This is a genomic window from Burkholderia sp. MSMB0856, from assembly GCF_001524645.2.
In the GTDB taxonomy this organism is placed as follows: domain Bacteria; phylum Pseudomonadota; class Gammaproteobacteria; order Burkholderiales; family Burkholderiaceae; genus Burkholderia; species Burkholderia diffusa.
Window position 1 is genome coordinate 2,163,962 of the sequence record NZ_CP013427.1, and the last position, 16,701, is coordinate 2,180,662.

Consider the following 16,701-nt stretch of genomic DNA (forward strand, 5'->3'; position numbering starts at 1 on the left):
TTCCCGTTCAAATGGCCGACGCCGCCGCGGCCTGCGTGTCGGTCGCGCCGGCAAGCCGTGCGCCGTACAGGTCGGCGATCGATGCGCCCGCGCGATCGGCGATCGCGAAGCGGTCGTTCGGATAACGCAGCAGCATGTCGGCATCGCCGGCGTGCGCAGCGCCGAACACGATGCGGCCGATGCGCCATGCGCGCGGCGGCTCGCCGTCGGCGGGCCACGCGCCGAGCAGCACGCGCAACACGTTCTCCAGGTGATTGACCGGCAGCCACAGCTGCGGACACGGCACGCGCCCCTCATCCCCCTGCACGCCCCATAGCGCGGCGGGGTCGGCGGCCTTCGCCTGGGCGATGCCGCCGCTCCATCGCGCCTCGGACAACAGGTCGTCGCGCCAGCTCGCCCGCGCGGACCGCCGGATCGTGTCGTCTTCGGTTTCGCGCGGCAGTGGAACGGTCACGCCGCCGGGCGGATGATCGCGGTACACGAACGTCGCATCGAGCAGCGCGCGGCCGGCGAGCGACGCGCAGCGCACCGTCACGTGCCAGCCGTCGTCCACCGCGCGACCGCTCGCGTCGGTGTCGAGCGCGAGATCGCCGTGACCGTCGAGCGCATCGGCGAGCGCGTCGAGCGCGATCGTGATGTCGACGGCTTCGTGCAGGCACGCCCGCTCGCCGCCGGGCGGCGCGACCCAGTCGGCCGCGACGCGCGCGTGCTCGAGCAACAGCGACGCCGGCACGGCCGCGCGGCCGTCGAAGCGGAATGCATGCGTATAAGGTGCGCCCGCCGTGCGATAGCGCGTCGAGAAGCACGTGAACGGCCGGAAGCGTCGTGGCTCACCCGCGTGATGTCGGCGCGTCGCGAGTTCGCCGAGGTTCGGCAAGCCGTCGACCGCGTCGAATCCGCGCAGCTGGATCGGCGTCAGCGCGCGGCCAACCGCCCCCATGTACATCGGTTCGCCGCTGCCGCGGGTCGCCGGCGTTGCCGGTGTCGCGAGTTCCGCGAGCCAGTGGCGCACGCCTTCGTCGATCCGCATCGGCGTCACGTAGCGCCGCGTGACGGCGAGGTTCGTGATCATCCCGACGCCGTCCCAGGTCGGCCACACGATCGTCTTCACGACGCGCGCGCCGGCGTCGCGCCGCGCCCACCAGCCGAGCCGCGCCAGCGCCTCGTTCGCGGCCGCATAGTCGGTCTCGCCGGTCATTCCGCCCCAGCGGCCGGTCAGCGAGCCGACGTTGACGAAGCAGCCCACGCGCGGGAGCTCACGCACCGCCGCGTAGAGATTGAGGAAGCCGAGCACCTTCACGCGTACGGTGTCGATGAATTCATCGGCGCGCTTGCGCGGCAATCGCACCGGCTGGTCGATGCCCGCGTTGTGGATCACGCCGCGCAGCCGGTCGCCGAAGGCGTCGCACAGCGTCCGCACGGCTTGCGCGTCGGTCACGTCGCATACGCGGTAGTGCACCGGCAGGCCAAGTGCCGCCGCCGCATCGAGCGACGCCTTCAGTTCGCGGCGGCGTTCGAGCTGCCGCAGTGCATGCCGGATCGCCTTCGGCGACCGCTCCGGCGTCGCCTGGCGCAGTTGCTCGAGCCCGTAGCGCTTGAAGCCCGCGTCGTCGAGCGCAAGCCACGGCTCGTCGCCGGCGGGCAACGCATCGCGCCCGGTGACGATCACCGTGCAGCGATGGCGTTTCGCCAGCGCGCACGCAGCCAGGAAACCGATGCCGCGCGCACCGCCCGAAAACAGCACGACGTCGCCGGGCCCCCAATCGGGCGCCACGTCGGCCGGCAGATCGTCGCGGGTCGCGACGAGCGTATGGCGGCGCCCGCCGCGGTGGCCGACCTCGAAGCGTCCCCAGCGATACAGTTCGCGCGCGATCAGCTGGTCGACGCGTCCCGTTTCGTCGGGCGCGATGTCGAGCACGCGCACGTTGCAGTTCGGCAATTCCTGCGGCAGCGTCTTCGCCAGGCCGGCCCACAATCCGCCGAGCGGCTGCACGAGCGTGCCATCGCCGTGACCCATCAGCCCGTCCTGCCAGGTGAGCGCCAGATAGAACAGCCGCGACGTCGACGCCTCCTGCGACCAGTCGCCGTAGCACACCTGCAGCAGCGCGACCGTGCGGCGCAGCGGCGCTTCCCATTGATCGTGCGCGTCGAGCGAGAACGGCGCCTCGACACCGAGATCGACGATCCCGTCGAACGGCCCCGACTGCGCGACGAACGCGCTCGCGGCGGTCGCCGGATCGATGCCGTCGGCCGGTGCGAACACGCTCGGTTTCGCACAGGCGCGCGTGAGCGTCGCCACCACGCGCTCGACCGAGCGACCGAGGCCATTGACGATCGCGATCCGCTTGCCGCTCAGTTCGGCCGCCGGCAGGTCTGGCAGCGGTTCGATCTCGACCGGCCGCCATGTGAAGCGGTGCGTCGGCGTGGCGTCGGTGCATGGCGACGCTTCGTCCGTGATCGCGTCGCGCTGCAGAAAGGCCAGCACGTCCGGCGCCAGCGCTGGGCCGGCGGAACGGACAGGCGTCGGCGACGCCGCATGCGCTGGTTGCCCGGCGTCGGGGGCCGGCACGCGCGCTTGCTCTTGCACTTGCGTTCCCGCTTGCGTGCCCGTGAACGGGCACACCGAAGCCCGGGCACCCGGCACGCTTGCGTCCCGTCCCGTCTGCACCGTCTGCTCCCTCGGCACCCGCTCGCGCGATCGCGGTTTCGCGATCAACCGGATGCCGTCGCGCGGACGCAGCGAGATCGTCGCGCCGGTGTCGAGCGAATGACCAGGCACCGCGCTCAGATCGACGTGTTGCGCCACCACCGCGATCAGCACGCGTATCTGCAGCAACGCGGTCTGGTAGCCGATGCATTTGCGCATCCCGCCGCCGAACGGAAAGTACGCGTACTTGTGACGCGCCGGCGCGTACGATCCGAAGTTCTCCGGATCGAATGCGTCGGGGTTCGCCCACAGCGCCGGATGACGATGCGTGACGTATGGCGACATGAATACCGACGAGCCGGCCGGCACGTGATAGCCGCCGATCTCGTCGTCGTCGACCAGATCGCGCGTGAAGCCCCAGATCGGCGGATACAGGCGCAGGATCTCGTCGACGGTCTGCACCAGGTATGGCAGGCGTTCGAGATCGGCCGCGTCGGGCGCACGGCCGCCGAGCACCGCATCGAGCTCCTCGCGCAGGCGGCGCAACACGTCCGGATGCTGCGCGAGCGCGTAGAGCCCCCACGCCATCCCGCTGCCGGTGGTTTCGTGGCCGGCGAGAAACACCGTCATCACCTCGTCGTGCACCTCGCGCTCGGTCAGCGGCGCACCCGTTTCCGGATCGCGCGCGGCGAGCAGCAGCGAGATCACGTCGCTCGTTTCGCAGCGCCCCGCGCGATGCTCGGCGACGATCGCGTCGACGATCGTGTCGATCCCGCGGCGGGCATGCGCGATCCGGCGATTGAACGGCGTCGGCATCCAGCGCGGCACGAAATCGTTCAGGTTGCCCTGCGGCATCATCGCCGCGATGCCGAAGCGCACGGCCGGCCCGACATCGTCCGCATGCCGCGAGATGTCCGCGTTGAACAGCATCAGCCCGAGCATGCGCAGGCTCACGCGCATCATTTCCTCGACGACGTCGAACGGCGCATGCGCCGGCTGCTTCAGCCAGCGCTCGACGAGCGCGAGCGCCGCATCGCCGAGCGCGGCCGTATGCGACTCGACCTGCTTGCGGTGAAACAACGGCTGCACCACGCGGCGATGACGCCGCCAGAACTCGCCGTCGGTCGTCAGCAGGCCGTCGCCGAAGAACATCTTGAAGTTGTCGTAGAAGCGGCCGCGCACGTAGTTGCGGTGGTTGTCCTGCAGCACGTGCTGGACACCGTCGGGATGCGCGAGCGCGTGCGTGAGAAACGGGCCGAGACGATTGCGCGCGATGTCGCCGTACTGCTGCTGCAGCTTCAGCAACATGGTGACGGGATTGCGCTTGTACTCCGCGAGATTGCCCATCACGACGCTGCCGCGCGGGCCGGGCGCGAGTCGCTTCATGGTCATGCGCTCACCTGCTCGGAAGCCGCGCGGCCGGCGAGCTGCGCGTCGACCTCGCCGCGCGCGGCGAACGCACCGGTCACGCGATGCACGTAGCCGATCACGATGCCCGTCACGTCGCGCATCTGCATCAGGATCCTGCCGTCCGGGCGCACCGCGACGAACCGGTTGCCGCTGCTCGCCGGCCCCTCGAGCGCGAACGCGCGCGGCGTCACGCGCAGCGCGATCGACGCGTGGCGGTTCGACAGCTCGCAGTCGTTGCCGGCTTCGTAGATGTCGATGCGGCCGATCGACATCGGCGCCGCGAGCGGGATATAGTCGCCGGCAACGTGATCGAGCGCGGCCACGCGCGCGAGCCCGTCGAGCAGGATACTTGGCACCACGAAGCGCGAGAACACCGGATCGTCACCCGGCACATTCAGCCGGAAACGCGCCTGCTTGCCCGCGTCGCTCATGCCGGTATCGGTCGTCGACACGAACATGCCGGTCAGCCGCACCGGCGCCGCGTCGAAGTGATACGGATCGGCGACGGGCGTGAACGTCGCCATTGCCGGTTCATGCCACACCGGCGCCGGCGCATACGCGTCGGCCAGACAAACGGTGATCTCGAAATGGGGCTTGTCGCGCACGAGCACCTGCCCGCCCGGCGCCAGCACGTCGCCGGAGATCCGCACGTGCACGTGCACCGCGTCGCCGTCGCGCGACGCGATCCGCGCATGGATGCGCTTCACGCTCGGCCGCTTCGCATCGTAGACGCGCAGGAAATGCAGGAATGCCGCGTCCGCGAAGCCGACGACCTTGAGCCCCGGCACGAGCCGCAGCGCGGCCTCGGCGGCCACCTCGGGCACGAAGGTCCCCGGCAGCGTCGGAAAACCGTTGACGACGTGATGCTGCAGATACGCGTCGCGTTCGAGGTCGAACACGCGCTCGAACGTCACGCTGTCGTCGGTGCGCGCGAGTTCCGCGCCGAGATAGAAATCCGGATCGCGCGATGCGTCGGCGGCGGCCGGCGCGCTTTCGCCAAGATCGAAGTAACCGGGCAGGTGCGTCTCGATCGCGCGCCGCTCGGCCTCGCCGAGATGCACGGACATCGCCGCGCGCTCGCCGAGACCGAGCTCGCGCATGAAGTGATGCTGCCCTTCCGCGGTGCGCATGCTCGTGAACAATCCGCTCTTCTCGAGAAACGCACGCGTGACCGGATTCGCGCCGAGCCCGACCGAGCGCCACAGCGTCCAGCCGATCGTGAATTCGTCGTGACCGAGCGCCGCGCGGTGATACGACGCCTGTGTGTTCAGGAAGTCGTTGCCCGACGCGTAGTCGGTTTCGCCCGCCTGCCCGGTCAGTCCGATGAACGAGCCGAAGTTGCACCACAGGCGCGGCTGCCGCGTGCCGAACGCGTCGCGCAAATTCCAGTAGCCGCGCACCTTGATGTCGCGCACCGCGACGAAATCGTCCAGCGACTTCACGCTCACCGACGCCGAACGGTTCAGCCCGGCCGCGTTGACCAGCAGGTCCACGCGCGGCTCGCGCGCGAGAATCGTGTCGATGGCCACCTTCACGCTGTCGGGATCGAGCACGTCGGCGCGCAGGTAGGTCACGCGATGCGTGCCGCAGAACGCGCGCATCGCCTCGATGTTCATGCACGCCGTGCGCGCGTCGCCACGCCGCTCGAAGGCGCGGATGATCTCCGGCAACGGCCGTTCCGGATGCCGCGCCTTCTGCTGGCGGATGTAGTCCGGGCGGCTCTTCGCGAACGTTTCGTCGTCCATCGCGAGCAGGTCCGCGTCAATCGCGTCCAGCGCACTGCTGCCGATCAGATACAGCGTCGGACGCACGTGCGCGGCCAGCGTTTTCATCAGTTCGCCGGTGATCCCGCGCGCACCGCCGACCGCAACGACGACCGAATCCTGACCGAGCGACAGCCGCTCGTCCGCGCGCAGTTCGCCCGCATCCGCGATCACGCGCGGCGTTCGGCGACGACCGCCGCCCAACGCGACGACCGGCAGCCAGTGACGTGCACCGCTTTCGCGCTCGGCATCGCGCAGCGCGTCGGGCAGCGCGCGCGTATCGGTCAGCACGGCAACCGGGCGCGCTTCCGGCATCTCGATCGCGAGTGCCTTCACGAGGCCCGTGAACAGGCCGGCATCCGGATGCGGCACGTCGCCGGCGAGCGCGTCGAGCAGCAATGCGATGAAGGTGCCGCCGCGCTCGAGTGCCGCATGGCAGCGCTTGACCGCGAGGAACGCCAGGTCGTGCAGTGCGAGCCGCTCGGGCGTGGCCGGCGCGGCGGCGCCCGTGGCGAGCGTGCCGGCGTCGAGCGACGTGAGCACGCGCACGTGGCCGATATCGTCGGGCACGATGTCGAGCGCCGCTGCGTCGATCCGCTCGATCCAGTGCCAATCCGGCCGGTGCGCGGCGAACGGCCGCGTCGACAGCACCACGCAGCCGGGGCCCGGATTCGCCTGGCCGGCCAGCGTGTCCGGCATGTCGGTCACGATCACGCAGCGCGGCGCGATGAACGGCGTCGGCCGGCCCGCCGGCCGCCACGGCGCGTCGCGCCATTCGATCCGGTAACGCGCGACGCCGAGCGGCTCGCCGTCGGCCGCGACGCCGGTCCGGCGCAACGTGCCCGGTATCAAGGTGCCGGGTTCAACAGGTGCGGCCGCAACGGTCGTCGATGCGGCCGGTTCGACGGACGCAGCGACCGGAGCCGCCTCATGTGTCGGCGGCACAGGCCGTGCCTCGCGATCCGGCTCGCGCGGCGTGGCCCGTTCGCATGCAACATGCAGCGCGTAGCGCGCACGATCGCCGCCGCCGTCTCGCGTGAGCGTCGTGCCGGCTTCGTGCGCGACGATTGCACGCAGCACGTCGATCGCCGAATCGGCACCCGCATACGTGACCGCGCGCCCCGTCGCGTCGCGCGGCGCGGCCGGTTCGACCGCGGCCCGCGCGTCGTCGCCGCCGACCACCGCGAGCACCGGCAGCCCTTCCGTGTGCGCACGCCGCACCGTCGTGACCGCGAACAGCACGATGCCCTCCGCGAGCGGCAGCCCGAATGCCGGGCGCACTTCTTCCGCCGAGTTGCCGTTGATGCCGCCGACGATCGCCATGTCGAGTTCGCCGCTGCACAGGAAGCGCTCGGCCGCCTCGAACGCGGCCAGCGTCGACGCATGGCCCGCATCGACCGTCATGTTCATGCCGTGCAGGTCGTGATAGTTGGCGACGCGCGCGGGGATCACGTTCGGCATCATCCCCGGAAACGAATTCTCGGTCGTCGGCGCGACGAGCCGCTTCGTCGCCGCGCGCATCGCCTCCAGCACGCGTTCGGTTGCCGCGCGTTCGTCCGGCCGCGTCGCGTCGAGCACCGCGGTCGCGATGTCGTCCAGATAACAGCGGCTCGCGTAAAGCGCCGCATTGCGCGTCGGCCCCATGTGCCCCATCACGAGGCCGATCGTGTCCGCGTGCTCGCGCCAGAATGCGCCGAGGCGTTCGCGCAGGTCGTGCGCCGCGTCGAGCGCCATCAGCTGGCAGCGATCGAGCGCGCGAAGCACCGCCGGCGGCATCTTCACGCGCGCGAAGCTCGGCAACGGGTAGCCGATCCCGAAGCTCGCGTCGGGCGCGCGGCCTTCGCCGCGCAGCCACGCGGCAACCTGGGCGTCGTCGTCGAGGCCCGGAAACTTCGCGGACCAGCCGACGATCGCGAGCGGCTCGCGAGCGAACCGGCCGCTCGCTTCGCCAGCGGGCAGATCCGCGCGGTATTCCGACACGATCAGGTGGCCGTTCGTGCCGCCGAAGCCGAACCCGGACACCGCCGCGACGCGTGCCGAATCGCGCCGAACCGGCCACGAAACCGGCGCCACCGGAATCCGCAGGTTCGTGCCGGCGATGTCGAATTCCGGCGGCGGCTCGCTGAAGCGGTGCTGCGGCGGGATCACCTGATGCCGCAACCCGAGCAGCACCTGAATCACCGACACGACACCTGCCGCCCAGCCCGTATGCCCGACCAGCGACTTGTTCGACGTCACCTGCACCGGGCGGTCGCGCCGGATTGCATCGCGCAGGCTCTGGAACTCGGCGAGATCGCCAGCCGGCGTGCCCGTTGCATGCGCAACCACCCAGTCGACGTCGGCCGGCACCGTCGCGGTGCGCGCATACGCGCGGTCGATTGCGATGCGCTGGCCGGCCGAGTTCGGCGCGTAGATCGCCTTGCCCTTGCCGTCGGACGACGAGCCGAACGATTTCAGCACGCCGAGGATGCGATCGCCGTCGGCGCGCGCCCGCGCGACGCGCTTCAGGATCACGACGCCCGCGCCGTCCGCGAACAGCACGCCGTCGCAGTTGCGGTCGAGCGGCCGCACTTCGCCGCTGCGCGACAGGCCATGCAGCTTCGAGAACAGGATCGAGCCGCGCGGCGCAAGCGCGAACGCGCCGCCGCATGCGACCACGTCCTGCTTGCCGAGCAGCAGTGCCTTGATCCCGAGATCGATCGAATACAGCGACGACGAGCACGCGGTGTCGACCATCATGCATTGCGCGTCGTCCGGCAGCACGCCCTTCATCGCGTTCAGGCCGACCCGGTGCGGGAAGAACGATGCGAGATCACCGGCGCCGCGCGCATAGCGCGCACTGAGCACCGCATCGAGCGCGGCCACGCGGCGCTCGCGCTCGGCCGCGTCCATGCCCGCCTCGATCAGCACCGCGTTCAGGCGCTCGCGTGCGGCGGCCAGCACCATCCCTTCCTCGAGATGCTGGCTGCCGTCCGCCGTGTAGCCGACGAGGAACGCCACGCGATCGGCATCGCGCAGCGTCACGCCGTCGAGCGACTGACATAACGCGTGACGCAGCCACAACGTCGTCAGCTCGCGCGGCGCGGTGCCCGCGTCGAGCTCGGCGCGCACCGTCGGGCACGGGTCGAAATGCTCGATGAAGACCGAGCGCGACTGATAGCTCTTGTCCTCCGCCGACGTGTCGGGCGAATAGAACGAGCGGTAATCCCAGCGATCGGGCGGTACGTTGCCGAACAGCTCGGGGCCGTCGAGCAGCGCGCGCCAGAATGCGTCCGGGTCGCTCGCGCCGGGCAATGCGAGACCCATGCCGACCACGGCGATGTCGTCACTGTCCGGCGCGTCGTCGGGCGATGCGGCGGGTCGACCGGTCAGCGCCGAGGCCGGTTGCTGCCGGGTCTTTGCAGGAGCCGTCGGCACGGAAGCGGGCACGGTCTCGCTCGCGGCACGCTCCGCGCTCGCCCATTCCGCGCGCGGCGACAGCCCCTCGCTGCACAGTGACAGCCCGCCATCCGCGACGACCACCTGACCGGTGATCCAGCGCGCCGCGTCCGAGGCGAGAAACACGACGAGATCGGCAAGGTCTTCCGCCCGTGCGAGCCGCTTCAGCGGCGTCGCCGCGATGCTCGAACGCTTCGTGTTCTCCGGGTCCGGAAACTGCGCGGCGACGTCGCCGTCGATCAGCGTCGACGATGCGCCGTTCACGCGAATGTCGCGGCCCGCGTATTCGACCGCGAGATAGCGCGTCAGCGATTCGAGCGCCGCCTTCGCGGTGCCGACGACCAGATAGTTCGCAGGCACGAGCGTCGCGCCCACCGACGACACGTTGACGATCGCCCCGCCGCCCGAGCGCGCCATCAGCGCCGCGGCTCGACGCGCGCACCAGAACGCGCCCTTCAGGTTGGTGTCGAGCGCGCGATCGAAATGCTCGGCGCCGATCTCGTCGACGCCGAGCAGCGCACCGGACGCCGCATTGTTGACGAGCACGTCGAGTCGGCCGTAGCGCCGTTCGATCTCGTCGAACATCCGGTCGACCTGCGCCTGCTGCGCGACCGACGCGCGGATCACGTCGACGGTCGCGCCGAGCGCGCGCAGTTCGTCGGCCGTCTGCTTCGACGCGTCGAGCGAGTGGAAGAAATTCAGGATCACGTGCGCGCCCTGCTCGGCGAAACGCCTGCAGATCGCCTTGCCCACGTTTTTCGCACCGCCCGTCACGAGAACGAGCTTGCCGCGCATGCTGGTATTCGACATGGATCGCCTGCCTATCGAGAACTTGTCATTACGGGCAGGGCCCCCCCTGCCGACCAACGTTTCGGCCACCGGCCGTCAAGCGACTGCTTTTCCCTGGTTCTCGTAGACGAAATCGACGATCTGCCCCATCGCCTTGAAATCGCCGCTGCGGAAATTGGCCGGCAGCGGCGGCAGCGCGTAGCGCGCGGTAATGCGCTGGATGATCTCCGTCTGCTTGACCGAGTCGATGCCGAGTTCGGCTTCGAGCTCGATCGTTTCGGAGAACACCTCGGCCGGATATTCCATCGCTTGCGCGTAGATATCGACGAGCTCCGCGAACAGCCGATCGCGCGGCACGTGTGCGGGCTTCGCCGCCGCGAGCGGCTCGTGCGGCATCGACGGCGACGGTACCGCCGTCAGTGTCGGCGCGGCCACGGCGACCGCAGCAAGACGCGGCGCGGCCGCACCGAGCGGCTCGGCCTGCGGCGCGAATGCGGCGACCGTCGGTGCCGCGGCCGGCACGGCGCCGGCCGATGCCGTGCTCGCCGCATCGAACGCGTGACGCAGCTCGCCCTTGAGCCAGTCGACGATGTGCGGCCCGCGCGCAAGCCAGAACGCGTCGAACCCGGAGCCGGCGTTGCCGATGCGAATATCGTCCTTCATGATGTTGTCCTCCTGAAAATAACGGGTGATCGTCGTGACGACGCTCGATTCCTCTGCTGCGTTCGACGGGCCGCCGAACGTCCTGACCGTGCCGGGTCCCGCGATGCGCACGACGATGCGCGCCAGCGCGTTGAGCGCGCCGCATTCGACATAGCGTCCGATGCCGTCCGCGCACGCGGCGCGAATCGCATCCGCGAACCGCACCGGCAGCACGAAGTGCGACGCGAGCCGCGCGCCCGGATCGTCTGCGCCGCTGTAGCGGCGGCCGAGGATCGGCGAATACACGGGAATCGCGAGCGGGCCATGCCGATACGCGGCAAGACGCGCGGCGAACTGCTCGCGCGCGCCGGCGAGATCGGGGTGATGAAAGCCATACGGAGACCTGAGCGTCTGCGCGGCGACACCGCGTGCCGCACAGGCCGCGACGAAGCGCTCCAGCGCATCGCGCGGACCGGACACGACGGTCTGCGACGGATGGTTCTCGACCGCGACGCACACGTTGCGCACCGCATGCGTGACGGCGCTCGCGTCGATCAGCTCGCGCGTCGCGTCGGCACCCGCGGAGATCGCCGCCATCATCCCGTCGGGCGGCGCCGCCGCCTGCAACGACACGATCCGGTCGCAGACGATCCGCGCACCCTGCTCGATCGAATACATGCCGCCGCACACCAGCGCCGCGATCTCGCCGAAGCTGTGTCCGATCAGCACGTCCGGCACCACGCCGTGCGCACGCAGCACGCCGAACATCGCGACCGATGCGCCGTAGATTCCGAGCTGCAGCAGATCGGGCGCTTCATGCAGCCACGCATCGAGCCCGGCATCGTCGCGCCACAGCGCGCCCGTCAGCGGGCGGCCCAGGCGCTCGCTCGCGACCGCGTCGAGCATGTCGAGGGTCTGCCGCACGCTCCCGTGTTCACGTGCGAGCTGCCGCAGCGCGCCCGCATAGAACGCCCCCTGCCCCGGGAACAGGAACGCGCATCCGCGCGCCTGCGCGCCGCGCGCGTGCGGCCCGGCGTCGTTCAACCCGCGTCGTTCCATAATCCCAATCTCCCAAGGCTCTCGGCCAGCTTCAGTCTCGCGATCCGCCATTTCGACACCGCGAGCACGCGCTGCCGCCGCGCATCCGCGAGCGCCGACTGGGCATTCAGCAATTCCGTGAACGTGCCGACGCCGGCCTTGTAGCGGCCACGCGCGATGTCGAGCGAATGCAGTGCGGTGTCCAGCAGATGCCGCGAGTTGTCCAGGTTCGTCGTGTCGGTCTGCAGGCTCTGGTAGCTCTTCCATACGTCGAGCGACACCTTGAGTTCGGTGTTGCGCACGTCGGCTTCCTGCGCGTCCGCCTGCGCCTTCGCCTCGGCGACGCGGTAGCCCGACGCGAACCCTTCGAACAGCGGAATCGAGATCTGGATGCCGATCGAGTTGCTGTGACTGCTCTGCAACTGAAGAAACGACGCCTGCTGCTGGTATGACGGGTTGTTGCGCGCGAGGCTGCCCATCAGCGAAACGGTCGGCAGCGACTGCGCGCGCACCGCGCGCACTTCGTCGCGCGCCGCTTCGAGCTTTTCGCGCGCGGCGATCAGTTTCGGGTGATGGCGCTTCGCTTCGGCGATCAGGTCGGCGACGCCGCGCGTGAAGTCGTCGCGATCGGGCGACGGTTCCGCGTCGGCGATGCGCAGCGGCGTATCGGCGTCGGCGCCGAGCGTGGTCGCGAGCGTGCCGATCGCGTTCTGCAGGTCGCCTTCCGCGCTCACGCGATCGAGCAGCGCCTTGCGGTAGGTGGTCTGCGCCTGCAATGCATCGCCGAGCGTGCCGGCGCCGCCGTCGTGCCGCGCGCTCGCCTCGGCCAGGCTTTCCTGCGCCGCGTGCTCGACCGCCTGCGCGGCGGCGAGCGCCGCCTGCGCGTCGCGCAGCGCGTAGAACGCCTGCGCCGCATCGTAGAAGACGCTCTGCAGCGCATCGTCGTGCGCCGCGTTCGCCGCGCGCAACAGCGCGCGCGCACGGTCGAGCGTCGCGCCGCGCTTGCCGAAATCGAACAGCACCCAGCTCAGGTTGAGCATGCCGTAGCGGCTGGTGCTGCGCTGGTCCTGCGAGTAGCCGCCGCTGTAGTTCGTCGTCAGGTTGTCGCGCTCGATACCCGCCGTCGCATTGAGCGTCGGCCAGTACGCGGCCTTCGACACGCCGACCTCCGCCGCCGCCGCACGCGCATCCGACCACGTGCGACTCAGTTGCGGATGCGAGCAGATCGCGAGCAGGATCGCGTCCTCGAGCGCGAGCGGCCGCTCGTCGACATGCCGCGCGCCGCATGCCGTGGCCGACGCCATCGACCCGGACGGCGTGGCCGCGACTTCATTGCGCGTGCCGTAGACGTCGAGCATCTGCGCGCATGCCGTCGGCACGCACGCTGCGAGCGCGGCGACAGCCAGCACGGTAGCGAGTGGACGCTTCATCGCTCAACGCCCCGCGACCGGTTCCGCGGCGCCGGCGTCATGCGTCGTCGGTGCCGGCGGCGCGCCGGCGGACGTCCTGGCCGCCATCGCCGTGCGCATCGCGGCGGTCGACTGGTCGAGCACGACCTTGCCGCCCTGCAGCATGATGACGCGCTGCGCCGACGCGATCGTCTCCGGCCGGTGCGCAACGATCAGCCGCGTCATCGCGAGTTGCGTGACGGCCGCGTTGACCTGCATCTCGCGCTGAATGTCGAGATGGCTCGTCGCCTCGTCGAGCACGAGAATGCCCGGCCGCTTGTACAGCGCGCGCGCGAGCAGCACGCGCTGCTTCTGCCCGCCGGACAGCACCGTGCCCATGTCGCCGACCAGCGTGTTGTAGCCCATCGGCATCGCGGCGATGTCGTCGTGCACGGCGGCGATGCGTGCGCATTCGGCGACCCAGCGCGGGTCCGCATCCGGATCGAAGAAGCTGATGTTGTCCGCGATCGAGCCCGCGAACAGCACGTCGTCCTGCAACACGGTGCCGACGAGCCCGCGCAACCGCTCGATGCCGAGCCGGCCGACCTCGAGCCCGCCGATCCGCACCGTGCCGCCCGTCGGCTCGTGGATGCCGAGCAGCACGCCGATCAGCGTCGTCTTGCCGCAACCCGACGGCCCGACGATCGCGACCGACTCGCCCGCCGCGATCTTCGCGCTCACGCCGTCGAGCACCAGCGGCTCGCCGTCCGCGTAGCGGAACGACAGCCCGTCGATCTCGATGCTCGCGTCGAGCGCATCGGCCTCGCCCGGCACGCTGCGCAGGCTCGCGTCCGGCTCGCTTTCCGCGAACACGATGTCGGCCAGCCGCTCGCCCTGGAGCTGCAGCATCCTGACTTCGAAATACTTGTCGATCAGGCTGCCGACCCGGCTGTCGAACTGGTTCTTGTACGCGTTGAACGCCATCAGCACGCCGACCGTGAACTGGCCGTCCATCACCATGCGCGCGCCGAGCCAGATGATCAGCACGTTCTCGATGCCGAACAGCAGGCCGTTGAGCTGCTGGTAGAAGATCTGCAGCTTCTGCACGTGCAGGCTCGCATTGACCTGCTCGACCAGCAGCGTGATCCAGCTCGCGCGGCGCTCCGTCTGGCGGTTGAAAAGCTTGATCGTCTTCACGCCGCGCACCGTTTCGAGGAAATGGCTCTGCTGCTTGGCCGCGTGCACGATCTGGTCCTCGGTCGCGCGCCGCAACGGGCCGTACCACAGCCACCGGACGAGCGCATACAGCGCCATCGTCGCCAGCGCGACGAACCCGAGCACGCGGCTGTAGACGAACATCATCGCGAGCGTGACGATCGTCATCAGCCCGTCGATCACCGCGCCGAGAAACGACGTCGTCAGCGTCTGCTGGATCGTGTCGATCGAACCGAAGCGCGACACGACATCGCCGAGATGGCGTCGCTCGTAATAGCGCACCGGCAGGCTCAGCAGGTGCGTAAACACGTTCGCGCGCCACTGGATGTTCAGCGTGACGCCGACGTACATCAGCGCCCACGCGCGAATCGTGCCGGTCGCCTGCTGCATCAACAGCAACAGGCCGAAGCCGAGCGCCAGTACCGTCAGCAGATCGCGATCGGCGCTGACGATCACTTCGTCGATCACCCACTGCAGGAAGAACGGCTGCACCAGCATGAAGACTTCGAGTGCGATGGCGAGCGCGAGGATCTGCGCCAGCGAGCGCGACAGCCCGGACACCGGGCCCAGCAGCTCGCGCAGCTTCACCGCCGGACGCGCCGCGCGCGGCGCGAATCCGGCGGCCGGCCACAATTCGAGCGCGACGCCGGTAAACGCACGCGACACTTCGGCGAGCGGCACCTTGCGAATGCCGTGCGACGGATCGTGAATCGTCGCGCTCTTGCCATTCACTTCCTTGAGCACGACGAAGTGGTTGAAATTCCAGTGCAGCAGGCACGGCAGGCGAAGCTGGCCGAGCTGCGCCATGTCCAGCTTCACCGCGCGCGTGCCGAGCGCGAGGCGCTGCGCGACTTCGATCACGCGCCCGAGTCCCGCGCCCTTCAGCGATACGGGGAATTGTCCGCGCAGCGTCGCGAGATCCACGTGATGGCCGTGATAGCCGGCCACCATCGCGAGACACGCGAGCCCGCATTCCGCGGCTTCGGTCTGCAGGATCATCGGCAGCCGGCGGCCGAGGCCGAACGAGAGTCGATCGAGTAATGCCATGCGCGACCTCGTCAGAGTTTGCCGGTCAGGCTGTAAAGCGGCTCGAGCACCCACTCGTACAGGCGCCTGCGCTCCTGCAGGATGTCTGCCTGCAGCGTCATGCCGGCCTGCAACGGTTGCCGCGCGCCATACGCGGTGACGTGCTGCGCATCGAGCGCGACGATCACGCGATAGAAGGTCGCGTCGCGCCCCTCGCCCGGCGTCGCCGCCGGGCCGCCATCGTTCGCGAGTTCGGCCGCCGACAGCGCCGTGCGCGCGATCGACACGACCACGGCGCGATACTGGCCGAACTTCTGATACGGGAACGCCTGATAGCGGATCAGCACCGGCTCGCCGACCCGCACGAAGCCGATCGCCGTGCTCGGCACGAACAGATGCGCCTGCCAGCGCGCGCCGCCCGGCACCACGCTCGCGAGCGGCCGGGACGTATCGACCGACTGGCCGACGTCGGCGATCGCCGCCGTCACGACACCCGTTTCCGGCGCGGTGACGACGATCCGGCGCTTCGCCTCGCTTTCAATCAGGTTCTGGTCGACGTCGATCACGTTGCGATCGATCTGCGCGAGCTGGTTCTGCTGCTTGAGGTCGAGACCGGCCAGCTGGTTGTTCGCTTCCGTCAGCGACTGCGCCGTCGACGCGCGCTCGCGCAGCAGCCCGTTCAGCTTCGACTGCTGGTCGAGCAGGTCGGCCTCGCGCTGCTGCGCCTGATCCTTCGAAATGTAGTCCTGGGCCAGCAGGCCGCGATACCGTTTCGCGCCGTCGGCCGCGATCGACGTGCGCAACCGCTGCGCCGAAAGCTGATCGTCGATCTGCGCAAGCTCGCCGCGCAGGCTCGCGATCTTCGCGCGCACCGTCGCGCGTTCGTCCTGCTGCAGGCTGCGCGTCTTGTCCATTTCCGTGAGCAGCGACGCCTTGCGTTGCCGCGCCTGCGCGATCAGCGCGGCCTGCGTCGCGCCTTCCGCCGCGCTTTGCAGGTCGGTGGACACCGTATAAAGCGTCTGCCCGCGCGCGACGTGCTGCCCTTCCTTCACGTCGCGCTCGACGACGATGCCCGGCTGCAACGCATAGACCTTCACCAGCCCCGCATCCGGCATCACGACGCCGCTGACCGTCGTACGACGCGTGTAGGTGCCGAACGCAAAGAACAGCAGCACGCATGCGGCCATCACGGCCGCGGCGACCGCCAGCAGCGTCAGCGGCACGGGGCGCACCAGCACGATCTCGCCCAGCGCGCCGGCGCGCTGCGCCTGTTGCGCTTCGTGCCGGAAGAGAGAAGTCGGGTTCGTCAAGATACGGGATTACAGACAGTCAGTTGGGTTCGACG

At 69.7% G+C, this 16,701-nt stretch carries 6 protein-coding genes; all 6 read right to left on the reverse strand.

Annotation, left to right across the window (positions count from 1 at the left end):
• Positions 1 to 7: 7 nt before the first annotated feature.
• Positions 8 to 4,039 (reverse strand): cytochrome P450, encoded by a 4,032-nt coding sequence (locus tag WS87_RS11305; protein ID WP_059815576.1) that lies wholly within the window; start codon positions 4,037 to 4,039, stop codon positions 8 to 10.
• The gene (locus tag WS87_RS11310) at positions 4,036 to 10,068 is read right to left on the reverse strand and encodes an SDR family oxidoreductase (RefSeq protein ID WP_059815580.1); all 6,033 of its coding nucleotides are present in this window, start codon (positions 10,066 to 10,068) and stop codon (positions 4,036 to 4,038) included. The genes WS87_RS11305 and WS87_RS11310 overlap by 4 nt, the downstream gene beginning before the upstream one ends.
• 75 nt (positions 10,069 to 10,143) lie before the next feature.
• Positions 10,144 to 11,748, reverse strand: coding sequence for an acyltransferase domain-containing protein (locus WS87_RS11315; RefSeq protein ID WP_082750553.1), 1,605 nt, complete (start codon positions 11,746 to 11,748; stop codon positions 10,144 to 10,146).
• Positions 11,730 to 13,157: a TolC family protein gene (locus WS87_RS11320; RefSeq protein ID WP_059815586.1), complete on the reverse strand. Its 1,428-nt coding sequence runs from the start codon at positions 13,155 to 13,157 to the stop codon at positions 11,730 to 11,732. Before WS87_RS11320 ends, WS87_RS11315 begins: the two co-directional genes overlap by 19 nt.
• 3 nt (positions 13,158 to 13,160) lie before the next feature.
• Positions 13,161 to 15,377 (reverse strand): peptidase domain-containing ABC transporter, encoded by a 2,217-nt coding sequence (locus tag WS87_RS11325; protein WP_059815589.1) that lies wholly within the window; start codon positions 15,375 to 15,377, stop codon positions 13,161 to 13,163.
• An 11-nt stretch (positions 15,378 to 15,388) separates the two neighbouring features.
• Positions 15,389 to 16,666 (reverse strand): HlyD family secretion protein, encoded by a 1,278-nt coding sequence (locus tag WS87_RS11330; RefSeq protein ID WP_059815593.1) that lies wholly within the window; start codon positions 16,664 to 16,666, stop codon positions 15,389 to 15,391.
• Positions 16,667 to 16,701: the final 35 nt, after the last annotated feature.